Here is a 23,899-nt window from a genome sequence, read left to right as displayed (position 1 = left end):
TTGAGTTTGTGTACGGGAGGCTTGGGCTATCCTTCGGAGTGATTGGAAAGTGCTAAGTAACCCCGTAAGATAAAATTCGCTGATATAAACCCAGTAAAATCATGATGAAAGGCAATTTAAACACATCGTATTTAAATTGGTTTGACGGGCGATGTTAGGTGAGTTAAGTTTACCAAAATGGAAATTGTAATTGAGAATCCTGAACTGGAATTTCTGCATAGTGATGGTTCCGTGCTGCGGACCCAGGTGCCTGTTAAAGTAATCAGGTCGGCTAGAGAGAAGTTCTTGCTGATAAAAGCTGTTCCTGCGCGCGAGTATCTCACCAATTGGCGGAGCTTGGGTTATCGTTCAGATCCAGAGCTCGGGGATGGTTGTTGCTCAGTTTCTTTGCATGGTAGTTGGAGAATGGGGATGGTTCAAGCTGTGCGAAATGACCGAGAAATGATGTTGGTGAATAGAATTTGGAATGCATCTAATGACTTCTGATGTTTTACCCGAAGTACAGCATCCCGGATTTTACATCAAAGCTGAGTTGGAAGCTCGTGGCTGGGCCCAGTCAGACTTAGCTTTTGTTATGGGGAAGTCTGTTCAGCAATTAAATGTTATCCTGTCAGGTAAAGTTAGCATTACAGCAGACATGGCGTTCCTTTTGGGAGAAGCCTTCAGTATGCCTGCTGAATTCTTTACAAATCTAGAGAGCCAATACCAACTTTCCAAGGCTCAGGTTTCTCATCCTGATGTGCGTAAGCGAGCGCACTGGCAGTCTGTTTTCCCAATCCGCGATATGCTCAAAAGGGGATGGATTGAAGAAAGTGATGCCTCGCTGTTGGATGTTCAGATGTTGCGTTTTTTTGAAAAGAACGATCTGAACGATATACCGTTCTTGAACGACAACGTAGAGGTAGTTGGCTACGCAGCAAGGAAAACGGAACCTTACTTGCCAACTGCTGAGGAGCTTGTTTGGTTGTACAGGGTCCGGCAAGTCGCGCGTCAATTAGATGTGCCTGCGTATTCAAGAGATAGGTTGGTTTCAGCGCTTCCAGAGCTTAAGCAACTGATGGGGGATACCGAAGATGTGTCTAGTGTTTACAATATCTTGGCGCAGTGTGGTGTTCGGTTTGTAATTGTCGAGTGTTTGCCGAAGGCGAAGATCGACGGTGTTTGCACTTGGCTCGATGATCAGCCTGTAGTTGCTATTACAACTCGCTACGACCGCGTGGACAATTTCTGGTTCGTGTTGAGGCATGAGATCGAACATGTCTTGCAGGAGCATGGGAAGCAGCGGGGGTTCACTGCAATTGATAACATTGATGATCAAAACTCAGAAAAAAGTCATGAGATAGTGGAGGAAGAGCGTCTTGCGAATGCTGCTGCTTCTGAATTCTGTGTGCCTCAAGACCAATTGATGTCCTTCATTGCCAGGAAGAGTCCTTACATCTCCGAGAAAGATGTTGTCGGGTTTTCGAGGCGGCTGGAGGTGCACCCGGCAATCGTTGTCGGGCAATTGCAGTTCGCAATGAAGAAGTGGAGTTTCTTGCGAAAATACATGAGCGCGAAGGTTGGTGGTGTTCGAGGAATACTGATCCGAGAGCTCAAAGGTTTGAATGTGGTTGATGGTTGGGATGAAACAGTAACGTTGGAGTTATAAGCGTCGGCATGACCTACAAAGAGCAACTCAGAAAAATTTGGCGGCAATACGAAGTCGAAAACGGTGAAGAACCGCATACAGTCCGAGAGTGTTTTGATTGGGCTGTAGAACGTGGTTTATGGGCGCCTCGACCGCAAGACATAGCAAAGATTTTTGGCAGAGAGATGTCGGAAGCATTGCGCCAAGAAATCAGGGTTGATGAGCAAGGCCGCCACTATAGAGCCAAGCATTGCGTGCGAGAAAATAGGGGCGGCGTCCAGCTGGCGTTATGGAATGATATCGATCGAGCTCCGCGCTCGTTCATGGAAAAATCGTTTCAACAGCGCCGTCAAGGTATCGTGCGTGACAGTTATCAGTTGAAGATGGATGTTGATCATTTCAATGACAGCCGTTCAAAAGGTAACCCAATCCAACTGATTCTGAACTTTGAGGATGACGTTGCCGAGATTGAGGCAGAGAAAGCATACGGCGATGGGGAAGTTGCGTGAGAAAACTGCTGCATAAAAAAGAATCTGGTCATTTGGGGCAATACGAGGACTGGTGGTATTTGATTGAGGATACTGAAGGTTTGCATGTGTTGCATAAATGGAACCATGTGCGGGTCAACGGATTGTCGGTGACTGAGGGGGACGAGAAGTTCGGCATTGACGAGTTTTTGGCTGGGAACTTTAGTGTTCCGGCGCAAGCGAAACTCAAAGAGCTTATCTCTTAGTAGGCAAAGGAAAACCCGGCTCCATTGGAGCCGGGTTTTTTTTGTACGAACGGAATGTTCGGATGGGTTAGCCGGTGGTGCCATAACGCGGCGCATTGCGCTGGGCGTTGGTGCCAGCTTCGGCATAGGCCTGACTTGCCTGTGCGGTCTGGGTGATCTGCGATTGCAGGACCTGTTCATCGCGAACCGGGGTCGATGCCTCGGCGGCTTCCTCGGATGCGCTGCTGTTAAACAGTTCGGTCAGGCGCTGCTCGATCGATTTAAGGCCTTCGTTCAGGCGATCTTCGGTCTCGGTGATATTGCCGTTGATTTCCTCATTGAGCGCACCAAGGCCTTCAAGGAATTCACGGGCATTATCAAGGCCCTTCTGGATGCCTTCGCTGGCCTTGTCGAAAATGTCGCGGGCTTCGGATTCCGAGCTGGCATTGGCGGCAATCAGATCGCCAACACGGGCAAGAATACGGTCGGCAACAGCTTCGGGGGTGTAATCGCCCGGATCAACATTGCCAATTGAAATCCCGGTCGAGGACAGGCTTTCATTGATTGCCGAGACAACCTGATCAGCGGTCAGACGATTGGCAGAACCCGATGACAGCGACACAGAGGTCGCCGCCGCAAAGGCCGAAGTGCCGCTATTGCCGGTCTTTTCAGAGTCACTCTGTCCGGGCAAATAGGACTGGGCCGAACGCGAGGACGCGCCGGACTGCTGGGACGTGAGGCCACCAATGGTGATATCCATAATCGTCCTCCCTGGACGAGATCTTTGAGAGCTGTGCCACACACAAATCGTTTGCGATCAGCACTTTCGCCAGACAAAAGCCGCGTGGCATTTTCATGCGCGACCGGTTGCCTGATAAATCCGTGACCCTAATATGGCATGGCGCAGGTGAAAAATCCAGTCCTGTCACGCAAGCGCGGGTTGATGGGGCTGCAATGCCGCCTTGCAAATTGCGGATGGGGGATTGCGAAAATCGTCTGTATTTCCGCTGATTCCAGTCGATCTGATGTTGCACGCGGGCCAAATCCCGCTTATGAACACTGCTTAAGATTATTTTTGAACCCGGTTGGGTATGGCAGGCGCGGTTTTGGACCGGCGCCCGATGCCGACCACGGGCCCCGACATGCAGGAGTTGAGAGAGCGTGGCGAACTATCAGGAAAGTGCGCGGGAATTTGAAAAGCGCTGGCAGGATTACTGGCGGGAAAACGATACCTATCGTACCCCGAACCCGGGCGATGCCGATTTTGACGCGTCCAAAAAGAAAAGCGTCATCCTTGATATGTTCCCTTATCCAAGTGGGGTTGGCCTGCATATCGGTCACCCGCTTGGCTATATCGCGACCGACGTAAAGGCGCGGTTCGAACGCATGCGTGGCTATAACGTTCTGCATTCCATGGGCTTTGATGCCTTTGGCCTGCCCGCAGAACAGTTCGCGATCCAGACCGGTCAGCATCCGCGCATCACGACCGAAGCCAATATCGACAATATGCTGCGCCAGTTGCAGGTGATCGGCCTTGGCCATGATCCGCATCGTCGTTTTGCCACCACCGATGTCGACTATTACAAATGGACGCAGTGGATTTTCCTGCAGCTGTTTAACAGCTTCTATGATCCGACTGTTGAATGGAAAGGCCCGCAGGGTCAGACCATTTCCGGCCGTGCCCGCCCGATTGCCGAGCTGCGCCCGTTGCTTGAAAGTGGTGCGTGGTTGCTGGACGAAGATGGCGTGCCGCAGCCCAAAGCCGTGATCGGCGAAGGTGTTAAGGCCGAAGGCAAGGAAATCGACCGTGCGATTGATCGCGGGCGTCTGGCCTATGTCGATGAAGTTCCGGTCAACTGGTGCCCGATGCTGGGTACGGTTCTGTCGAACGAGGAAGTCACCAACGAAGGCAAGTCCGAACGCGGTGATTACCCGGTTTACAAGCGCCCGCTGAAACAGTGGATGTTGCGCATTACCGATTATGCCGATCGTCTGGTGGCCGATCTTGAAGGGCTGGATTGGCCAAACGGTGTTGTTGAAATGCAGAAGGGCTGGATTGGCCGTTCTGTTGGCGCGCGTGTCAATTTCCCGGTCAAACTTTCGAACGGTTCTGAAGACAAGATTGCCGTTTACACCACCCGCCCGGACACGATTTTCGGTGCGACCTATATGGTTCTGGCACCCGAACATCCGCTGGTCGATGCGCTGTGCGCGGACGACAAAAAGGCCGATGTTGCTGCCTATCGTGCGCAGGCGTCCGAGCTTAAGGCCGTTTCGGCCAAGGATGATGCCGAACGCGAAAAGACCGGTGTGTTCATTGGTGCCCATGCGACCAACCCGGTCACGGGTGAAGAAATCCCGGTCTGGATTGCCGATTATGTCCTGATGGGCTATGGCACCGGCGCGATCATGGCGGTTCCGGCTGGCGATCAGCGCGACTTTGAATTTGCCCATAAATTCGGCCTGCCGATCAAGGCAACCACCAAGCCGTCTGATAGCTGGCTTAAGGACAATGCGCCGGCGGATGCGGGTGAATTGGATGCGCAAGCGTTGCTCGCACGCTATGAAGCAGAGCCGGGCAGCTTCAAGGTTGCCCAGACCGAAATTGGCGAGACGATCAATTCCTCCAATGACGAGGTTTCAATCAACGGTCTTTCGACCCCCGATGCCAAGGCCAAAATCATCGACTGGATGGAAGGCAAGGGCATTGGTCGTGGTCGTGTGCAGTATAAACTGCGCGACTGGCTGTTCTCGCGTCAGCGGTACTGGGGCGAGCCGTTCCCTGTTCTGTTTGATAAGGAAACCGATCAGGTTCACGGCATTGCGCAGGCGGCCTTGCCCGTTGTTCTGCCCGAAATGACCGATTTCAAACCGCAATCGAACGAAGACCCCAATTCCGAGCCAGAACCGCCACTGGCGCGCGCCAAGGAATGGATGGAAGTCACCGGGATTGTTCTTTCAGATGGTTCGGTTCTTCCGGTGGATGCTGCGGTCGGCTCAAAATACGCCCATGATGGTGCAGATTACGAAGTACGCGCGTTCAAACGCGATGCCAACTCCATGCCGAACTGGGCGGGGTCTTGCTGGTATTATCTGCGCTATTTCGATGCCAGAAATGATGTGAAATTTGCCTCCGACGATGCGGCTGCCTATTGGGCAAATAGTACGGACAAGGATGGCAAGGCGCTTCCGGGCGCGGTTGACCTTTATGTTGGCGGGGCGGAACACGCGGTTCTTCACCTGCTGTATTCGCGCTTCTGGCACAAGGTTCTGTTTGATCTTGGCTATGTCGGAACCCCTGAGCCGTTCCAGAAACTGTTTAACCAGGGCATGATTACGGCCGATGCCTATACCGATGCGCGTGGCGTTTATGTCGATATCCATGATGTTGAAATGCGCGATGTTGACGGCAAAAAGGCACCGTTCAACGCCAAAACCAACGAGGCCCTGATTACGGTTCCGGGCAAGATGGGCAAGCGTTACAAGAACGGTATCCCGCCCGAGGAAATCTGCGACCAGTACACCATCGATACGTTCAGAACGTACGAGATGTATATGGGGCCGCTTGACAGCTCCAAGCCATGGCAGTCCGATGCCATTGTCGGCATGATGCGTTTCCTGTCCAACGTCTGGAAAGTCACGACCCAGATGGAACGGACCGATAACGTTGATGGCAAGATCGAAACGCTTCTGCACAAGACCATTGCCAAGGTCACCGGCGATATTGCCGATCTTCGCCTTAACACGGCGATTGCGGCATTGATCGAACTGACCAATGCGCTGACCAAGCAGAATGCGGTTCATGATGACCATGCCAAGGCATTGGCCCTGATGGTTGCTCCGTTTGCCCCGCATCTGGGTGAAGAGCTGATGAGCCGGATGGCAGCCGATGAATTCGGGACCAGGAAGTCGGTGATCAGGTTCGACTGGCCGGAATACGATGCCGAGAAGGCCAAGGATGACGAGTTCGAAGTCCCGGTTCAGGTCAATGGCAAGAAACGCGGTTCCGTCATGGTGGCAGCCGATGCCGATCAGGCAACGGTTGAAGCCCTTGCCAAGGCAGACGAAAACGTTGCCCGTCATATTGAAGGCAAAGAGATCGTCAAGGTGATCTACATCGCCAAGCCGACCCCGAAGCTGGTCAATATTGTTGTGAAGGGCTAAGGCCCGTCGCACATTGATTTTTCAGACAGGGCACCAAAAACTTTGGTGCCCCGTTTCTATTTGATCTCGATTATTGACGGTTGGACGGGGGCTGGCTAGAAGTCAGTTCAGCATATCTTGTAAGGGTTGAGCAATGAGCCACGGGCGTAAGGTTTCAGTTATCGGTTTGGGCTATGTCGGATTGCCGGTTGCAGTTGCATTCGGGACCGCGACAGGGCGAACTGTTGCCTTTGACATTAACAAGACACGCATTGCGCAGCTCAAAGCCGGGCATGATGCGACGGGCGAAGTCGATGATCATGAGCTTGCCGCTGCGGACCTGTTATTGACTGCAGATCCGCAAGATCTGCGTGCGGCGGATTTCCATATTGTGACGGTCCCGACCCCGATTGACAGCTCAAACCGTCCGGACCTTTCCCCGCTTCGTTCCGCATCAAAAACCGTTGGCGCCATCCTTAAAAAGGGCGACATCGTTGTCTATGAAAGCACGGTCTATCCGGGGGCGACCGAAGAAGAATGCGTTCCGATCCTTGAAGAACTTTCTGGTCTGAAAGCCGGATCTGATTTTACGGTCGGTTATTCGCCAGAACGCATCAATCCGGGTGATCGCGAACATCGCTTCACCACGATTACCAAGGTCGTATCGGGTCAGGATCAGGCGACCCTTGATATTGTTGCCGATGTGTATGGCAGTGTTGTCACCGCCGGTATTCACAAGGCACCGACGATTAAGGCCGCCGAAGCCGCCAAGGTGATTGAAAACACCCAGCGTGATTTGAATATTGCGCTGATGAATGAATTGTCCCTGATCTTTGATCGCGCAGGCATTGATACCCGTGATGTGCTTGAAGCCGCCGGGACCAAGTGGAACTTCCTGAAATTCACCCCGGGGCTGGTCGGCGGTCATTGCATCGGTGTTGATCCCTATTACCTGACCCACAAGTCCGAAGAACTCGGCTATTACCCGCAGGTGGTTCTGGCCGGTCGTCGTGTGAATGACGGGATGGGCGAGGTTGTTGCCAATAAAGTGATCCGCGCACTCCTGCGTGAAGGGGCAACCAGGAACCCGACGGTTACCGTCCTTGGCCTCACCTTCAAGGAAGATGTTCCTGACATCCGCAATACGCGTGTGATTGATATCATCCGTTCACTTGAAGATGCCGGTATCACGGTACAGGTTCATGATGTTCATGCCGATGCCGAGGAAGTCACCCATGAGTTTGATGGCCTCAAGCTGTGTGGTGATGCTGATCTGAAACCGGCGGATGCGCTTATTCTTGCGGTATCGCACAAGGAATATGTCGCCAAGGGCTGGCCTTTGGTTCAGGGTCTTCTGAAAGATGGCAAGGGCTTTGTTGCCGACGTTCGGGCGGTTCTGCCGCGCGATGCGGTTCCGGCCGGTATTGACCTTTGGCGTTTGTAAGCCTGTTCAAGACCTTCGCTTATTCATCCTGATAAAGATCAAGCGCGCGCTGCAGCTTTCTCGTCAAACCCTTGGCGACGATGTGGTGCGCGCTTTTGATATGATCACGAAGATCATCATCCCCAAGTCCGGGCTCGTCATAATGCTGGATCCATTTCATCCCGCGTGATGCCAGATAGGGGGCAGGGCGCAGCCCCGGCATTTCCTTTAGAACCTCATAGCCGATTTCAGATGTCTTGAAAGTGATGCCAAGCGTCTCGTTTTTGGTCCATCCGGCAATGGCAAAGACCTTGCCACCAACTTTCCAGACATCGGCACCACCCCACTGAACCACATGGGTGGTTTGGGGCAGGGATTTGCAAAAGGCATTGAACTCATCGCGGGTCATGTGTTTCTGCTCGATCTACTGAATTGGCGTCATTGTGGGATGGTTTGATCACCCTGTGAAGAGGTCAGGTGACTTATTTCATCTCACCTCATCGCATTCCGAATGGTGGATATGATTTCCTTTGTAAAGCGGTCGCGTGTGAAACGGGTTTCACAGACTGAGCGCGCATTTACCCGTACCTGATGGGTTGTATCTGCTGAACGGGTCACATCGATGATGGTTTGGGCAAGGTTTTCTGGGCTATTTGGCCTGCAAAGCCAACCGGTTTGGCCATGGATGACAAATTCCGGAAGGGTTGCGATGCCACTTGTAATCACCGGAATACCCGCAGCCATGGCTTCGAGCACAACAAGCGGCTGTGCTTCGTTTGCGTAGTTGGTGGGAAAGACGAACAGATCGGTGCTCCGGAACAAAATCTTCCGTTCATGTGCCGTTGCAGGGCCGATATATCGGGTATTGGCATCGATGCCATAGCTGTGCAGTAACTCGCGCAGCATCGGCGGATTGATGTCGCCAGCTGCCCCGGCAATGGTGAGTTCAAACGCGACGTCCTGATTATCAAGAAGAGCACATGCTGCAAGCAGGGTTTCAAGGCCCTTGGCGCGAAACAGGTTGGACAGCCACAATATCCGCAAGGGTATCCGGGGCTTCCAGTGCTCGGATACGGGCTTGGCGAAGGCATCATCATCAAGGCAATTGGCAATGATGGTGCTTGCGCAATTCAGACCGGTGATTTCTGAACGCAGTGTTTCGCCAAGAAGGATGACGGTTTGGTCGGAGAAGACCCCTTTCTGGAACCATGCGGAAAAACGCGTTTGTCGCATTGCGGGTAACCCGCGCCCATGCAGGTGGATGATGGCCGGAACCTGAAACAGTTTGGTAATCAGGACATAAAGGCTGTCGCGGTAGTAGGCCGCACCACGTGGTGCAAAGCATATGTAAAATGCCCGGCTGGCAGGCAGGGCGCAGATCAGGCGAAGCGCCAGCCATATGGCATGAAAAACTTTGCCAAAGGTCGGGCGACCGATATCGGACAAATCCTTTGAAAAATGCATCTCGATGACATGAAGATCGAACACCCGTGACAGGGCGTCGATGGCATGCCGGTTCATTTTCGCAGCCCCATGCATGGGGGGCGGGAGTTGTACCATGGCGATAATCTTGGCGCGCTTGCTCATGCGTTTGTTCCGCCCCGTCTTTTGCGAAAACGTGCAAGCAGCAACCACAGAGAGCTGGCTATTTCCGGGCGATATTGATCAAGAACCTTGCGTCGCGTGGCGTCATAAATATCCGGTTCAATGGTGGCGAAATAGCGCCCCGTCGGATCGAGGTTGCGACTGATCAGGGGCGCAGTTAATTGCCGCAAGGTCGCACCGGCATGGATGCTTGCGCGCAGATAGAATTCAAGATCAATGCAACAGCGAAGATCGGTGGCGTATCCGCCTGCTTTGGTCCAGACGCGACGGTGAAAGGCGAGGGACGAATGATGCAGGCGATTGCCAAGATACAAGCGCGCTGGATTAATCTTGCGGAGGCGCGCGTTGAACAGGGTGTTTCGATCCGTCAGAGAGCGCGCAAAAACAAGGTCTTCAGGATATTTGGCAAGAATGTCTGCCTGTTGTGCCAATCTGTCGGGAAGCGAAATGTCATCAATGTCCTGAATGGCAATCAGGTCTGTCGAGCTGTTTTCAATGGCAAGGTTAAGCGCCGCACCCCGCCCGATCCGTGCAGAGGTGATCAGCTTGAAACGATGATCCTTTGCAAGGTCCTCAGGCAGTGCTACAGGGCAATCTGATCCATCATCAACAAGAATAGCACGATCAATCGGCCGAAGGACAGATTGCAGGTTGTCGGCCCAGGATCGCAGAAAGCCCTCGCCATTATAAACCGTTGTGACGACGGTGATCGCGTCAGACATGGCGCGTCTCCCAACGGATCGAAAGTTTTGCCAGATTGCAACCCGGCGCCGTTATGCGCTGCGCAGGTCCGGCAGCCGTGTAGGTATCGTTTTGATCAATCGAAATGGGGTGATCGCAGTGAATTCGGACACCCAGCCTTGCAACAAAAAGCTCATGATCTGAAATACGGGCAAGGCCCAGCTCGCCGTTGAATAACAATCGAAACAGGTCGGGTTTCCCGGAAACAGGGTCGGGACAGCAATCCGTGATGCAGATTTCGTCATCGGCAAAGGTGAGGGTTCGGGACCCCTGTTTTCCGGCAAGGGAGAATTGTATTCGGACTTCCGTTTTGGAAACGCGTTGGGCCTTCTGGAATAGGCCGACCTGTCCGTCGGAGGCCATCGGTAACGGGGTGGACGTGGGGGTATAAAGGCTTTGCTGATCCGTTTCCCCACCCGTCGGGGGCAGAAGCAATATCGCATCCTGCCCATGCCCGGCGATAATGACGGGCGATGATGAAACGTCGAAGGACTGCTTTCCAACAAGGGCCATTTGGACGTGATAGGATTGGGTGGTTTTCAGAAATATCAGTTGTGACTGAATGGATTGCCCGGCTGGCGAATCAGCGGGTTTGAGGGTCGCTGCCCGGTGTAACCAGTATCCTGCAAAGGCCAGATAGTCATCATGGCGGTTATAGCTGTACCAGCCCGGTGTTTGCGGGTTCGCCGGGCCCGGATTTTCAGGTAATGGCCTTGCCGTCAGAAGATTGAGCGGCATTGTGCCAGCATTGAGGATGGCTTCTTCAAGTCGATAAAGGACGGCTTCCGCCTGTGGGGAGAACCCGTGTTTCATCAGAACATAAAGCGCGCAAACAGCGCCAAAGCTTTGTCCTGCACCACGCCCCAGCAAATTGGCATAACCATGATCCCCAACCAGTGCGGCGATCAATCCGGTTGCATTTGACGCAATGACCCGATCAGAAGGGGTCGGACTGTCCGAAAACAGGGCTGCGCAAAATGCGTGATATTGCGCTGAAAAGCATCCGGGGCGGTCAAGGAAAACGGGTGAACGCCAGTAACGATAACGAATGAAACCCGTATGCAGAAGTCCAAGCAATTTGTTGAAAAAGCTGGAAGCTTTTGCCTGATGGTTCCCTAGCCCAAGGATTTGCCAGTTCGCGACGTCAGGGGCCAGATTGCGCGCGTTTTTAAGGATGCTGTTACGGGTTTCTTTGCTTAAGCCGGGAATGGCGAGCAGGGCATATTTGATGAATTCGCGATGATATGTCCGATCTGGAACTTCTGCGATCAGGGCATCAAATGCGCGATTTATGTTCTTCTTGTAGCGATGCGCATCAAGCTCCGTCCAGAGGGCGCATGCAAAACCCTTTGCGTAAAACTCCGGGAGCGGGAAATTGCCATCGCGGGTCTGCCGGTCTGCAAGGTCATCGGCGATGATCCGCGCCAGTCTGTTGCACCGCCGGGTGATATCATCTGGGGTTAGCGGAAGTGACATGTGACCTCCAGCGACAGGGACTGGCCACGCCTGATTTTATTAAGCGGTATGGCCTGAAATTCGGGCCAGTTTCGCCCCATCCGTTCGCGAAGACGCCACAGGAAATTGCGTGTCGGACCGAAATGCCAAAGCAGCCGGGCAAGGCAATCGGGAGCTGAGAGGGTGAAAAACCGATTGGCCCAGCGCAGCCAGACATGATCAACCGGTTCCAGTGGTAGCAACCGGGCATGAATGATCCAGTGATCATCGCGATCCCGCAGGTAAAGATACGGCGCAAATCGTTCCGCGCCATCGGCAGTTTTGAGGGTGACCAACACGTGCTTGCCTGATGTGCTGGTCAGTTGAGCGTGATCAACGGAATGAAGACGGTATTTATCACTATTGGTGTGCCGGTATTTTTTGTCGGCGATCACGCCATGGTCGATACCCTGCCTGTCAAAGACAAGGCGGACGACAGCATCCTGAAGGGCGATGTCATCAAGTGCGGTAAATCGGGCCTGAATGCTGAGGACGTCAGGTTCAATCAGTCTTGTTTCCAGATCGATCTTGAGACGTCCGCCTGCAAGATGCCAGACGCCGTCCGTCTGGTGTGCATTGCGCGCGATATCCGTCAGGGTGACAAAGGAATGACGGTCAGAGCATTCAACGCCCCAATTCGAAAACCTGACATCACCAAATTGCCCGGTGACCAGTCGATTATTTGCGATCCTGACATCGAGTTTGGTCATAAGCGGGCCTCACGACCTTTGGACCAAAACTGGAAAGCAGAAAGGGCGATATAGATCGCGGCAAGGCGAAGTTGGCAGGTGATGATCAGCTCAATTGTGTCCTGATGGTTCGGCAGAATGGCCGCTGAACCCACAAGCATGAAAAGAAGAAACCATCCCACCCCAGCAGCACGAGCTGTTTCCTGCAAGATCAGGCATTGCCGGGTGACAAGTGCCAGAAGCAATGGCCAGAACGCGCCGTTTTGAAGAACTGAAATCAGCGTGGCCTCAGGCGATCCATAGATCAGGTTTGCTATCTGATCCGGGCCGACAAGCAATGCCAGTGAGACCAGCGACATCGGAACAAAAAGCCATAAATCACGTGCCAGTCCGCCGTGTTGTTTGGCAAACAATGTCGCGGAAATGGCTGCAATCAAGCCGCCACAAAACAGGAAAATGCGTTGAGCAAGGAACAGGCTGTGTTCATCATTGCCAAGCAAAACGAAATCAAGATTGGGCAAAAAACCCGCAAGCAGGGTGAAGCCGATCAGGCCAATACTTTGTCGAATATCCAGCGCATCTGCATTGACGGGTTTTCGTCGCGATGTGGTGGGCCTAAGGGCCAGAAATATGGCTGATAAAAATGCTGTAAAAGAGATCACGGGGGCGATGGTAAACAACAGAAAATCGTTGGTTTGTTCCGCTGCAATGACGGCGAAGGTGATGCCGGTTGCCTGCGCGATCAGTGCAATTTTTCCAAGACGGCCAAACTCCGTTCGTGCTGCGATCACCCAGTCCGGGGACAGGGCTGCTGCAACCGGCATGATCAGAAACGGCCAATGCATATTGAGTTCGAATTCAGGTCTGCTTACAAGGGTCGATACAGCCAGCCCGGCAATCAGCAATCTGATCGCAACAACAAACAAGGCTTTGGGCAATGCGCCACCTTGCATAAGGCGGATCAGGAGCGGGCCACTTCCGGCCTGGGTTGCGGTGACGGCAAGCCCGGCCGTTGCCAGCATTGCAAAATAGCTGCCCAAGATTTCCGGGGAAAAGCTGTGCCCGATCAATAGAAGGATGATCATCCCGCCCAGCCGCGCAATCAGGTTTGCCCCGACCAGCCACAGTGGAAAAAGATTGCCTGCAACGATGCTGATGACTTTATCCATTACGCGATAAAACGGCGTCATAGGCCGCATCTACCCGGTTGCCATAGCCGGTCTTTATATCTTCCGAAATCTGATCGCGGGCAGACTGCGCCAGACTTTTGCGCATCTGCGGATTTTCGATCACTGCGGAAATGGCAGTGGTGATTGCACCGGAATGTCGCGGCGGGATGATCAGGCCGGATATATGGTTAACCACCGGGCTTCCGGCATCAAAGGTGTTGATGACACAACAACCTGCTGCCATGGCCTCCATCACGGCCAGACTGCTGCCTTCCGACAGGCTGGGGAACACGAAAATGTCCGAGCCCAGCATCAACTCTGCGACCTTGTCTTGCGACAAGGGACCAAGCCATTCACATCCATCGGGAAGATTTTCGATCAGTGATCGGGCGCACGGCTGAACCCGCCCGACCAAAGTCAGTTTGATGCGCACCCGGTATGTCACGCGTAAGGAGGACCAAGCGTCAAGCAGATGCGCGATCCCCTTGGCAAGCGACAGATTGCCGACATATAGAACACGGATGACGGTTTCCTGTCGCTCAGGACGTGCGCGGGTGAGCAGTGCATGGCAATGCGGTGAAAGAAAGGGAACCAGAAAAATCTTCTGCGGTTCGACGCCGCAATCAAGAAGGCCGCCCGCAACCGTATCGGATGGCGCAAATACGGCATCGGCAAAAAGGGCTTCCCTGGTTCTTCGACGGGAAAGAAAACCGGAAATTTCGCGATAGGTCCGGTTATGGGATGCATATTCCTCGCCCAACTGCTTGTGGCGGGTTTCGGCGAGTTGGCCGGTAATATCCGCGATGGTTATCATGCCGCGGGCCTTGGCACGCTGCATGGCGGGTAGACTGTAATTGCCCTGACCATGAAAAATATCGGCTCTCGGGGCGTGCAGGGTTGCGAGCATCGAAAGGGGAACATCCGAATAAAGATTATAGGCCGGCAGATGAATTTTGCGCGCGACCTTGGCCAGAAGATCGGGGATCAGATGTCGACCGGAAACCTTGGCCAATACCGGATCGGTCAGACGGTTGGCCGGGGTAAGGGGGCCGGTTCCGTCATGCCGCCAGAAACTGTCCCAACGGATCAGCCGGTTGTGACGGGCAAGATGGGATGCAAGAATGGCTGCCTGATCAACCCGGCTGACCATCCATACGGTCGGGGCAGATTTTTGTGGTCGGGATACAGGCCGGATCAGTTCCATTGCCTTACCCCTGCGGGTTTCTGTACTGCCTGATTGATCGCCTGCCACAGGGTTTCGGCATGATGTGTCGGGGTGTTTTGCGTTATTCGGGACGCCTGATTTTGTCGGGTTTGCTCCCAAATAGCGGGATTGTCGAGCAGTCTTTGACAGGCGCGAACCCAGTTCGCCAACACGTTCGCGGACAGGATTTCATCGGGATCAAGCATGTCAGGTGCGCAACCAACCGCATCACTTGCCAGTGCAACAGCCCCGCAAGAAATCGCCTCGATCACACCAAGGCCATAGGCATCATTCTGGCTTGGAAACAGGCAAAGTTTGCTATTGGCAAGAAATGCCTGAAGCTGATCCGGGGGCAGTTGAGGATAAAGATCGATCTGATCAGGAAGGCCGAAATTTTGCAGCTCGGATTTGGTTCGATCTGTATCGATGCAGCCAATGATGCCGATCTTGCTGATGGTCCCGGAAGTAATCAGAGCACTGGCAATCTCAAGAAAACATCCAAATCCCTTGCGCGTTGTCGTCCGCCCGCACCACAGAAGATCATATTCGCGGTCGTCAAATCTGCGATGTGATTGAAGTTCTCTATCCCCGTTGACGGAGAAAGATATCGGGATTGGCGAGATCAGGATGCGGTTATCTGAAACGCCCTGCAGTTCAAACCAGTGCCTGCCCAACATACTGGCGGCGATAAATCCATCGGCCTTTTCCAACATGTGACGGCGGATATAGCGGCGAATGGGATTGCTATAGATATCGTCCGATCCGGACCAGCCATCAAACTGCACGATAACCGGAATACCGGCCTTGGCGGCCCAATTGCATGCCCGCCACTGGGCGATGCCAAATCCGACAAGAACCAACACATCCGGGGCAGTTGATCGAACTGCATCAGAGATCCCGGACGGGATGGTCAGCAGACGATTTTCACCAAGATGAACATGCAGTCCGCGCAGATGTTGCTGTGAGAAAGGGGGCGTGCGTTCCGGCCAGTTGCGCTGGGGTTCTGTGTTGCTGGTACAGATAACCGTCAACGCGCCACCGGCATTACAGGCGCGCTGATGCAGGGCGCAATAACTGGCAAACCGGTAAGGGGCAACAAGGTTTGTCAGCAATGTTACTTTCACCGGAACAATCACCCCAAGATGCTATTGTTGCTGTTAACTCAATCATAAGTTACCATCGATATCAATGAATTAAGTGACGCCTGTTCTTCGGCACAAGTATCGAGGGACACACAATAAAAAAGCAATCTGGTTGGATATCCGGGCGGTCAGAACGGGGCTGGCGGGGATGATGAATGCGACAGGGGAAAGCGGCTTTATTTGGACTGCGCCTTGATCTGCGGCGGCGTGACCAACTCTGTACTGATATCTGCGAACGGTTGGTGCATCGCCATCGAACCGGGCATGTTTCGTGTTTCCGGCAACATTCCCTGAATGCTTTGAAATTACCGCAATCAATTGCGGACAGGCAGCTGTTTGACGCACTTGCCAATGCCGATAGCCTGAATGCCGATGGTATGGGCATTGTCTGGACGGCAAGGCTTTTGGGTATCACGGTTCCCGAGCGTGTTGCGGGCATTGATGTCATGGCGGATTTGCTGCCACGCTTTGCAAAACAAGGTCTGCGTGTCTTCCTTCTGGGGGCGCGACAAGATGTCCTGGTCGCGCTTAAGGACAAACTGATTGCCGGTCACCCGGATCTTTTGATTGCCGGAATGCATCATGGCTATGAACAAGATGATGCAAAGCTTGCGCAAATTGTCAGGCAAAGCGGTGCTGATGTCTTGTTTGTCGCATTGCCATCCCCGCGCAAGGAGCTGTTTATCGAACGCTATGCCGATCTGACCGGGTGCGGCTTTGCCATGGGTGTTGGTGGAGCATTTGATGTTCTGGCCGGTCGGATCAGGCGTGCACCGGCTATCTGGCAAAGGACCGGGATGGAATTTCTTTGGCGTATCCTGTGTCAGCCGGGATACATGCTGCCACGTTATGCTTGCGGGTTGACTGCCTTTGCCAGGCTGGTTGTTCCCGCCGTCATAAAGTTTCAGGCAACCAGGTTCAGAAACTGGGCCGTAAAGATGGCTTTTGCCGTATCGGCAATTCTGATCCTGATGGGGGGTACGGACGGGCGTTCTGAAATTGTCGTTCCGGATAATCTGACAACATCAGATACCGAGGCAACGCAGGCATGGATCGAAAGCCGGATCGCGGCGATATCCGATCCCGAAGATATACAGGTCATCATCAATCAGCTGGTCGATCTGGTTTTGTTTGGGAAGGTCGAAGATGTGCCTGTCGATCCCGAAAAGACGGAAATTGACTGGCAGACAGCAGATGCCGCGATCCTGACTTTGCTTAAAGTGATCGAGGTTGTCCTGACAGCGGCAGGTGGAAACAGCTTTCTGGTCGAAACGGTTCTGGGCGGGACATTGAAACAGTTGCTGGGCCTGCATCCCGAACCAAGCCGCCTTAGCCGAATGATTGCCGATAGTACCCCGGAATTTGCAGCACGCGTTTTCCATGATCGTGCCTTCAGGAATGATGACTTTGACACAAGGCCGACCTTGCCGGTCTCGTATGCAGTCCCGTCTCAGTCTGTCGATCAACCGGAAACTTACGTTCAGAATGTCGATCGCCGGGTCATCCGGGTTTTTGATCTTGTCTATGGTCAGGGCCCGACAAGCACTCCGGAACAAGGTGGTTGGGGTGCCCTGATTGATGAGCGCGATGCTGATGTTGCAATTGTCGGGGATGCAAGCCCGCGATGACACAAAAACTGGCAAACAGCTTTGACCCGAGTTTGCGTGATCTGGTTGCCATTCTTTGGCAACGGCGCGGAGTGGCGGCTTTGACCTTTGTTCTTGTGCTGGTTGGATCAATTGGTGTGATTGCCAACTGGCGATTTGACTATCGTGCAAGTGCCGAGATCGGGTTGGCATCATCAATGCCCCCGACCCGGGGGGAGCTCAAGGATGGCGGGCCGACAGGACAGGGACAATTGACCGCGCAGGATATTGAAACGGTCATTGCCGAGATCGGAAGTGAAAAAACGCTTTCGACCGCCTTGTCGGTTTTGCGCGGGGAGCCTGTCATGTTTTCCAGACTGGTTTCGGGGCAGGCGAACAGGGGATTGTTCAAGGATGTGGTGGCCAGACAATCACAGACCTCGCCACACCCAGATGAAACAGGTCTGATCAATCAGCTGCATGCCGGGTTGAAGGCCGAGCGCATCGGTCATTCCGCCGTAATTTCGGTCAGCTTTGCATCCGGTGATCCGGCGCTTAGCCAGTCGGTTCTGCGCGCCATTGTCGAAAGTTATGTCTGGCAACGCGAGGACCGGCAAAAGCGGTCCCTTAGGATCGAACTTGCCGAAATAACGGGTCAGTTTGATCGTGCGCAGACAGAACTTGAAACCAGCGAGAGCGACTTGTCGGAATGGCAACAACGTGCCGGTGTCCTTGATCCTGACGAAAGCAAACTGATGCTTGACCGCATCTATGCCCTTGATGAGCAGGCCGAGAAAATCGGGCAGGATGTGGCGGCACTCAAACTGGCGGCAATTCAGCGTGACGGTGCAAACCGTCTTGAGGACCTTCTGACCATTCCCGATGTCGCGACCCATCCGATGGTGGCGCAACTTGCCACGCGGTATGACGCACAAAGGAAGGAGTTCCTTGCACTTGATCAGCGTTACGGTCCCAAACATCCGCTTATGCAAGGCAAGCAGCGTGAGCTTGATGATCTGCGCGCGGAACTGATGACCGTGGCAACATCGGTTGCCGATCAAATGGGAAGTGCCCTGATCAATGCGCAGGAAAAACTGTACCTGATCGAACGTCAACGCGATCAATGGCAGGCGCGCATGAGTGACCGCCATACCAGCATGCAGGGACAGGCTGCCTTGGTGCGCGCAGTCGCCATGGCGCGTGATAACCTTCAGGATTTGGGGCAGCGGGTTCAGGGGCTGCGTCGCGAACTGGTATCCTTTAAGGGCGATGCCGAAATCCTGCGATCACCAACATTGCCGGTTGCGGCAGAATTTCCGGCAAGACGCGACCTGTTGTTGCTTGCGGTTATGGTCGCCCTGTTTGCTGCGATGATTGCCGCCCTGCTTCGGCATTATTTTGATCAAACCATCGGCGATGGTTTCGAACCCGAAAGCATGCTGGGTATTCCGCTTTATGCCCGGATCCCGGATACAGGACCATCCGTGCGCACCGAACAATCATCAGGTGCGAGTGACGAGGCAACAGGCCATTTAGCAGTATTGATGCGTCTCCTTGATCAAAAATCAGATAACCGTTCGGAACGGTCTGGCCGGGGACAGGTCATTGCCATTGCATCGGCCCAGACCGGGGAAGGCAAATCGCATATCGCGCAGGCATTGGCAGCCAAGCTTGCCGCCCTTGGTGGCAAGACGGTGCTGGTTGATGCGGACCTTCATGATCCGGCGATGATGCGGGGGCATGCGGGTGTGTTTGCCGATCTGATGCCAATATTATCGGGGGATATCGCACCTGAGGATGTGTTTGGCGCGATGAAGGATGCGCCGGGCTACTGTCATCTGGGGGTGCGACTGGCGGTGCCGGGCAATATTGCCACGGGGCTGATCGAAAACCGCCTGCCCGCGATTATCAAGGCGCTTTGTTTTCAGTTTGATCACATCATCATTGATACGCCGCCGGTCCTGTCAGTTGCCGACGGGCTGGTTGCCTTGCGTTTGGCTGATGTCAGGCTGCTGGTTCTGCGCAAAGGGCAAAGCAAACGTCGCGATAGTGCCGAGGCGCTTGATCAGCTTCGAACAGTCGATGTGATCCCGGAGGGGATTGTTTTGAACGGAGTGGTGCCGCGCCCGGCCTATGGCAAGGCAAATACCACGGCAATCAAAAGCGGGCAGGTATCATGAAGTCTTTCCTTGTCCTGGTCGCGGGGCTTCTGATCGGTGTCGGTCTTTTCCGTCTTGGATCGGAAATCGCCGCGTTTCAGACAGTTGATCAGGTTGCCGCAGGATGGCGCAACGGCGATGGCATGGGGGCGGCTGCCCGCGCACAAGATATGCGGTACGCGGTTGCGTCGGGTGATCCGCGCCAGATGGAACGCATGACACAGGATCAACTGCAATCCGCACCATTTGACCCGGTATTGCTGTCACTTTTGGCGGTGGCCAGAATGTCCGGAAAAACGCCTGATCTTGTCACTGGCGCAGGGTTGCTTGATCAGGCAGTGGCGATTGCGCCGCGTGATAGGCGCGTTCGGGAAATTCGAAAGGCGATACAAGACGGCCTTCAAGGCCCGCCACCCACATTGCCACCATTGGCAGAATAAGGGCGGGAAGCGAGATGACCCAGTCCGAGAATGATCCGATCAGCGCAATGGAAATCAAAGCCGCCCCAAATGCCCGGTTTGGCCGGTTTGCGGCATTGCGGAGAATGAAAAAAATTGCTGCAATCAGCGATAAAGCAACGGCGATAGTTACCGGAATCCCGAACATAATCGCCCCGTCAAGCCACAGATTGTGGCTGCTAAACCAGTGGGCATTGGTATTTAAATCCGGTGTCGCGACATGAGCCATCACAAGGGGAATACTGTTTGCGCCATATCCGGTGATCGGGCGTTCGGCGATGGCATGTATGGCCGTCAGCCCGGCATCATCGCGCTGGATCAGATCAAGCCGGCCAAGATCGGCAAAGCGCATAAACAATTCGGGTTCGGCAGAAGCAACAAGGGCAAGAACAATTACGGCACCGGCTGTTGCAGCGAAAAATCGTCGAAGGCGGGCAAGACCGGATTGTCTGGAACTGCACAGGGTAACGAAAAGGATGGTTGCGATAATGATCGCCAAAATCGCACTGCGCGAATGGCTCTGGATCAGGGCGGCGGTGAACAGGATGGCCAGTGCCAGATAACTGCCCGACTGATCAAGCCGCTTGCCCGTCGATTGATCCGGATACCGGACAAAGAACCACAAACAGGTCATCGTTCCGGTTGCCATCAATATGCCAAAGGCATTGCGATTGGCAAAGCTTCCGGTCCAGTCCCCGATATGGGCGGTTTTGACAAACCAGAAGGTGGTCTGCCAGTCAAAAGCTGCATTGCCTGTGGCAAGGATCAGTTGCAGGCAGCAGGATGCAATAACAGCCTTGCCAACAATAATCTGCCAGTGACCGGGATGGAGTTGCGCGATCAGCGATCCAAGCGTGATCGTTCCGGCAAGCCAGATCAAACGGGCCGACAGGTCAATCCAGCCACCCGGGTAAAGCGCGATATAAGGTGCCTCGAACGGGAAGGGTTGAATGGGCCAGACTGGCATGGATTGCAGGACAGACCAGCCGATCAGTCCTGCCACAAGTATCCAGACATAAAGCACGTAACGGCGCAGGATCAGATTGCGCGCCGCCGCGATCATGGCAAGCAATCCAATGCCGGTCAGGATCGACAGGATCGCCATCGCCCATGGCCGTGCTCCGCCCAGCATTACCGGGGCGAGGATAATCTGTGCGATCAGGCAAAATTGCGCCAGACGATGCATCAGGCCGTGCCAATCTGCTTTGAAAACAAGGGGTTCAGTCTAGCGAAGATTTGCTTGCCTGTCGCGCGCCAATCAACAGAAGCAGGGACTGTGTGCCGAGGTGCAATATGACAGGCAGGCCTTATTCCCTGGCCGGGCGCGGGGATGTAAAAACACGTCTTGTTGACGTCGTTGCATCGCAGGTCTTGCCACTGTGGCTGGTGATTGCTGGCAACGCTGTGATGATCGCATCGCTGTGGCTGCTGGGCGCGGGCGGAATGATGGCCAAGCTGATCCTGCTGATTTTCTGGGTCATGATGCTGGCAGCGTATGGTCGCAATCTGCATTTCAAACCGGCCGGGCTGGTGGGTGGTTTGATCCTTTGTGCCCTGATCGGTTTGATCGGGCTGGGGGATGGCAGTCCGGGTGAGAAAATCCGTCTTGCGGGCAATCTGATGATGTTGCCGGTCGGGCTTGCTGCGGGATATGTGATCGGGCGTGATTGTTTGCGTATTCTTGTGCCATCACTCGCACTTTATCTTGTTCTTTCAAGCTCCTTTTATCTGACCCATGAAGGGTTTCGGCTTAATCACGCATTCCTGCTTCTGGGGTTCTTTGCGCTTTGCTCGGTCATGGCGTTGCCGGGTGGCCGATGGGCAGGCGGGGTTGCGGCCATCACCATTTTGCTGAGCCAGACGCGGATTGCGGTGATTGCGATGCTGATCAATCTGGTCGGCGGGATAAGGTTCGGACGGGCCGTGACCGTGCTGGTCGGGGTCACAGGTCTTGGGATCATGGCGGCATTGATCGCGCAGTATCTGCCACGTCTTTTGATGACCCATGACAGTGGAAGGCTGGTTTTCTGGCAGGAGTTTGCCGATCTCTGGCGTGATGGTCCGCCATCGCGGCAATGGCTTGGTTTCGGGGCCGGATCGGTTGAGGAAATCCTGTCGGGATCATCGTCATTTGCCTCATTTGGCGCACTTCATAATGATCATTTCCGTATCCTGTTTGAAACCGGGATGGTTGGGGCCATTTTGTGGCTTTGGGCATGGGGAATGATGATCTGGTCGGTGCGTCAGGTGCGGTTATCGGTCTGTATCCTGATTTCGGTATTTGTGACGATGGTGACCGATAACAGTCTGAATTACGGGCACTATCTGATGTGTGCGGCAATTGCATCGGGGATTGCCGCACACACAGGAGGACCGCGTGAATAGGGCCGTTCTGATCAATGTTCGGGACCGGGTTCTGGCACGCATGCGGCAAGCGGATTTTGCCGGTGCCGATCCGTTTGACGGGCTTGAAAGTCGATTATTCCAGGTATCGGGTCTTGGACGGTTTCGAATTGCCCGTCTGATCTGGTTGCAGGCGATCAAGCGCGGACCGGGTGTCTTGCGACGGTTTGCCATGATCCCGCCGATGATGAATCCCAAAACGCTGGCACTGCTGAATGGTGGTGCGGGTGGTGTCCGGCTTGGTGATTTTTCCGGGCAATTGATCGCGATGCAAAATGCCGATGGCGGGTGGGGATATCCGTTTGAATGGCAAGCGCGGGCCTTTTACGCCAGACGTCATCAAAGCAATGCGATTGTCACAAGTTTTGTGATTGATGGATTGCTGGCAGGCGGCATGACGCCAGACCATGCAGCCCTGATCCGGGCGGGGGAATTCATTGCACGTGATCTTTGGCGCGATGGCTATTTCGCCTATTTTGATCATGATGCGAGCGAAATTTACAATGCCAGCCTATGGGCGGCCTTTGCGTTAAATCGCATTCTGCCCGGAAATGAAAAATCCCGGCGCGCCTTGGTGCGCGTCATCAACGCGCAATGCGATGATGGCAGCTGGGCCTATGGCACGCGCGGGCATCATGGTTTTGTCGATGGCTTTCATACCGGCTACATCCTTGATCTGCTTGACCGGTTTCGGACGACTGGCGTTGAAGGGGCGGAGATTGGCGGGCTGGATGGCGTGATCGCACGTGGCTGGCAGTTTTATCGTAGCAACTGCTTTGATCCGGACGGTATTCCCAGAAGCTTTGCCAGCAAGGATGGTTATCTTGATGCTCATGCGGTGGCGCAGGCGATGGCAGGCCTGTGCCGGTTTGGTGAGGTGGTCGATGCGGTCAGGCTGGCACATTGGGCGGTGCAGATGCTTTTTGATCCGGCGCGCGATGTGTTTCATGCCGGGATCGGACGGTTTGGGGTTGATCGGCAAAACTATCTGCGCTGGACGCAAGCCTGGATGGTCTGGGCCCTTTCGATCGTGATAGAAAGAATGGCATTGAAACAGCAAGACACGCCCATGCCAACGCTTGATCCAAACGCAGCACTTTCATTTCCCCATCCCGATCCGGACAGGGCGGACAAGGAAGCGGCATTGCGCAACCTGTCCGAAGACGCCTTTTGCACGCTTTATGCCATTACGCGGGACGAAGCCGCGCGCATGAAAAACACAGGCGAGATGGAAGCGCTTTATGGCCTGACGCGCGGGATGAAAACCCTGCAACGGATTGGCGGAGAACGCGGGATCATTCTTCGGATTGCGCGTTCAGGCGCATAAAGCGGGGCAGTGTGTGG

19 protein-coding genes are annotated in these 23,899 nt (G+C 54.1%); 9 read left to right on the top strand and 10 right to left on the bottom strand.

The window, feature by feature from the left end:
* Positions 1-475: 475 nt before the first annotated feature.
* From ACTU44_RS17680 to ACTU44_RS17670, 3 genes are read left to right on the top strand one after another with little or no spacing between them, the layout of a single operon-like run.
* Positions 476-1,648, top strand: coding sequence for an ImmA/IrrE family metallo-endopeptidase (locus tag ACTU44_RS17680; protein ID WP_181850285.1), 1,173 nt, complete (start codon positions 476-478; stop codon positions 1,646-1,648).
* 8 nt (positions 1,649-1,656) lie between these two features.
* Complete coding sequence (locus ACTU44_RS17675; protein WP_114098591.1) at positions 1,657-2,136, top strand: hypothetical protein; 480 nt, start codon at positions 1,657-1,659, stop codon at positions 2,134-2,136.
* Positions 2,133-2,360, top strand: coding sequence for a hypothetical protein (locus ACTU44_RS17670; protein ID WP_114098592.1), 228 nt, complete (start codon positions 2,133-2,135; stop codon positions 2,358-2,360). The genes ACTU44_RS17675 and ACTU44_RS17670 overlap by 4 nt, the downstream gene beginning before the upstream one ends.
* Before the next feature lie 67 nt (positions 2,361-2,427).
* On the opposite strand, the gene ACTU44_RS17665 is transcribed toward ACTU44_RS17670, so the two are convergent.
* A complete protein-coding gene (locus ACTU44_RS17665) occupies positions 2,428-3,099 on the bottom strand; it encodes a DUF5610 domain-containing protein (RefSeq protein WP_114098593.1) in 672 nt (223 codons plus the stop codon).
* Between the two features lie 401 nt (positions 3,100-3,500).
* On the opposite strand from ACTU44_RS17665, the gene ACTU44_RS17660 reads away from it, so the two are divergent.
* A complete protein-coding gene (locus ACTU44_RS17660; RefSeq protein WP_114098594.1) occupies positions 3,501-6,503 on the top strand; it encodes a leucine--tRNA ligase in 3,003 nt (1,000 codons plus the stop codon).
* Positions 6,504-6,636: 133 nt separating this feature from the next.
* The gene (locus ACTU44_RS17655) at positions 6,637-7,926 is read left to right on the top strand and encodes a nucleotide sugar dehydrogenase (protein WP_114098595.1); all 1,290 of its coding nucleotides are present in this window, start codon (positions 6,637-6,639) and stop codon (positions 7,924-7,926) included.
* 19 nt (positions 7,927-7,945) lie between these two features.
* Here ACTU44_RS17655 and ACTU44_RS17650 read toward each other — a convergent pair whose 3' ends face one another.
* From ACTU44_RS17650 to ACTU44_RS17615, 8 genes are all read right to left on the bottom strand, one after another.
* Positions 7,946-8,314 carry an MmcQ/YjbR family DNA-binding protein gene (locus ACTU44_RS17650; RefSeq protein ID WP_114098596.1) on the bottom strand — a complete coding sequence of 123 codons (369 nt, stop codon included), beginning with the start codon at positions 8,312-8,314 and terminating at the stop codon, positions 7,946-7,948.
* Positions 8,315-8,397: 83 nt separating this feature from the next.
* Positions 8,398-9,492 carry a glycosyltransferase family 4 protein gene (locus ACTU44_RS17645; RefSeq protein ID WP_114098597.1) on the bottom strand — a complete coding sequence of 365 codons (1,095 nt, stop codon included), beginning with the start codon at positions 9,490-9,492 and terminating at the stop codon, positions 8,398-8,400.
* Positions 9,489-10,232: a glycosyltransferase family 2 protein gene (locus tag ACTU44_RS17640; protein WP_114098598.1), complete on the bottom strand. Its 744-nt coding sequence runs from the start codon at positions 10,230-10,232 to the stop codon at positions 9,489-9,491. The genes ACTU44_RS17645 and ACTU44_RS17640 overlap by 4 nt, the downstream gene beginning before the upstream one ends.
* Entirely contained in the window at positions 10,225-11,727 is a 1,503-nt protein-coding gene (locus ACTU44_RS17635; protein WP_114098599.1) for a hypothetical protein, read from the bottom strand. Before ACTU44_RS17635 ends, ACTU44_RS17640 begins: the two co-directional genes overlap by 8 nt.
* The gene (locus ACTU44_RS17630; RefSeq protein ID WP_114098600.1) at positions 11,712-12,455 is read right to left on the bottom strand and encodes a hypothetical protein; all 744 of its coding nucleotides are present in this window, start codon (positions 12,453-12,455) and stop codon (positions 11,712-11,714) included. Before ACTU44_RS17630 ends, ACTU44_RS17635 begins: the two co-directional genes overlap by 16 nt.
* Positions 12,452-13,624: a hypothetical protein gene (locus ACTU44_RS17625; RefSeq protein ID WP_147252001.1), complete on the bottom strand. Its 1,173-nt coding sequence runs from the start codon at positions 13,622-13,624 to the stop codon at positions 12,452-12,454. The genes ACTU44_RS17630 and ACTU44_RS17625 overlap by 4 nt, the downstream gene beginning before the upstream one ends.
* Positions 13,596-14,807 (bottom strand): glycosyltransferase family 4 protein, encoded by a 1,212-nt coding sequence (locus ACTU44_RS17620; protein WP_114098602.1) that lies wholly within the window; start codon positions 14,805-14,807, stop codon positions 13,596-13,598. Before ACTU44_RS17620 ends, ACTU44_RS17625 begins: the two co-directional genes overlap by 29 nt.
* The gene (locus ACTU44_RS17615; RefSeq protein WP_147252002.1) at positions 14,798-15,931 is read right to left on the bottom strand and encodes a glycosyltransferase family 4 protein; all 1,134 of its coding nucleotides are present in this window, start codon (positions 15,929-15,931) and stop codon (positions 14,798-14,800) included. The genes ACTU44_RS17620 and ACTU44_RS17615 overlap by 10 nt, the downstream gene beginning before the upstream one ends.
* 173 nt (positions 15,932-16,104) lie before the next feature.
* Between ACTU44_RS17615 and ACTU44_RS17610 the strand changes: the two genes are divergently transcribed.
* Both ACTU44_RS17610 and ACTU44_RS17605 read left to right on the top strand, forming a co-directional pair.
* A complete protein-coding gene (locus tag ACTU44_RS17610) occupies positions 16,105-17,577 on the top strand; it encodes a WecB/TagA/CpsF family glycosyltransferase (RefSeq protein WP_114098604.1) in 1,473 nt (490 codons plus the stop codon).
* Positions 17,574-19,715, top strand: a complete 2,142-nt coding sequence (locus ACTU44_RS17605) for a GumC family protein (protein ID WP_114098605.1) — start codon at positions 17,574-17,576, stop codon at positions 19,713-19,715. The genes ACTU44_RS17610 and ACTU44_RS17605 overlap by 4 nt, the downstream gene beginning before the upstream one ends.
* A gap of 288 nt (positions 19,716-20,003) precedes the next feature.
* On the opposite strand, the gene ACTU44_RS17600 is transcribed toward ACTU44_RS17605, so the two are convergent.
* A complete protein-coding gene (locus ACTU44_RS17600; RefSeq protein WP_114098607.1) occupies positions 20,004-21,338 on the bottom strand; it encodes an O-antigen ligase family protein in 1,335 nt (444 codons plus the stop codon).
* Positions 21,339-21,445: 107 nt separating this feature from the next.
* Here ACTU44_RS17600 and ACTU44_RS17595 point away from each other — a divergent pair, with 107 nt between their 5' ends.
* The gene (locus tag ACTU44_RS17595; protein ID WP_258548724.1) at positions 21,446-22,537 is read left to right on the top strand and encodes an O-antigen ligase domain-containing protein; all 1,092 of its coding nucleotides are present in this window, start codon (positions 21,446-21,448) and stop codon (positions 22,535-22,537) included.
* Positions 22,530-23,882, top strand: a complete 1,353-nt coding sequence (locus ACTU44_RS17590; protein ID WP_114098608.1) for a prenyltransferase/squalene oxidase repeat-containing protein — start codon at positions 22,530-22,532, stop codon at positions 23,880-23,882. The genes ACTU44_RS17595 and ACTU44_RS17590 overlap by 8 nt, the downstream gene beginning before the upstream one ends.
* Positions 23,883-23,899 lie beyond the last annotated feature (17 nt).

It is taken from the genome of Thalassospira sp. SM2505 (assembly GCF_054901115.1).
This window is presented reverse-complemented; position numbering and strand designations above follow the sequence as displayed.

Bases quoted from the DNA above. Each gene is read 5' to 3' on its own strand.
- ACTU44_RS17620 (WP_114098602.1), bottom strand. From the start codon at position 14,807: ATGGAACTGATCCGGCCTGTATCCCGACCACAAAAATCTGCCCCGACC.
- ACTU44_RS17650 (WP_114098596.1), bottom strand. From the start codon at position 8,314: ATGACCCGCGATGAGTTCAATGCCTTTTGCAAATCCCTGCCCCAAACC.
- ACTU44_RS17640 (WP_114098598.1), bottom strand. From the start codon at position 10,232: ATGTCTGACGCGATCACCGTCGTCACAACGGTTTATAATGGCGAGGGC.
- ACTU44_RS17655 (WP_114098595.1), top strand. From the start codon at position 6,637: ATGAGCCACGGGCGTAAGGTTTCAGTTATCGGTTTGGGCTATGTCGGA.
- ACTU44_RS17630 (WP_114098600.1), bottom strand. From the start codon at position 12,455: ATGACCAAACTCGATGTCAGGATCGCAAATAATCGACTGGTCACCGGG.
- ACTU44_RS17625 (WP_147252001.1), bottom strand. From the start codon at position 13,624: ATGACGCCGTTTTATCGCGTAATGGATAAAGTCATCAGCATCGTTGCA.
- ACTU44_RS17665 (WP_114098593.1), bottom strand. From the start codon at position 3,099: ATGGATATCACCATTGGTGGCCTCACGTCCCAGCAGTCCGGCGCGTCC.
- ACTU44_RS17595 (WP_258548724.1), top strand. From the start codon at position 21,446: ATGACAGGCAGGCCTTATTCCCTGGCCGGGCGCGGGGATGTAAAAACA.
- ACTU44_RS17645 (WP_114098597.1), bottom strand. From the start codon at position 9,492: ATGAGCAAGCGCGCCAAGATTATCGCCATGGTACAACTCCCGCCCCCC.
- ACTU44_RS17600 (WP_114098607.1), bottom strand. From the start codon at position 21,338: ATGCATCGTCTGGCGCAATTTTGCCTGATCGCACAGATTATCCTCGCC.
- ACTU44_RS17680 (WP_181850285.1), top strand. From the start codon at position 476: ATGACTTCTGATGTTTTACCCGAAGTACAGCATCCCGGATTTTACATC.
- ACTU44_RS17635 (WP_114098599.1), bottom strand. From the start codon at position 11,727: ATGTCACTTCCGCTAACCCCAGATGATATCACCCGGCGGTGCAACAGA.
- ACTU44_RS17610 (WP_114098604.1), top strand. From the start codon at position 16,105: ATGCGACAGGGGAAAGCGGCTTTATTTGGACTGCGCCTTGATCTGCGG.
- ACTU44_RS17675 (WP_114098591.1), top strand. From the start codon at position 1,657: ATGACCTACAAAGAGCAACTCAGAAAAATTTGGCGGCAATACGAAGTC.
- ACTU44_RS17605 (WP_114098605.1), top strand. From the start codon at position 17,574: ATGACACAAAAACTGGCAAACAGCTTTGACCCGAGTTTGCGTGATCTG.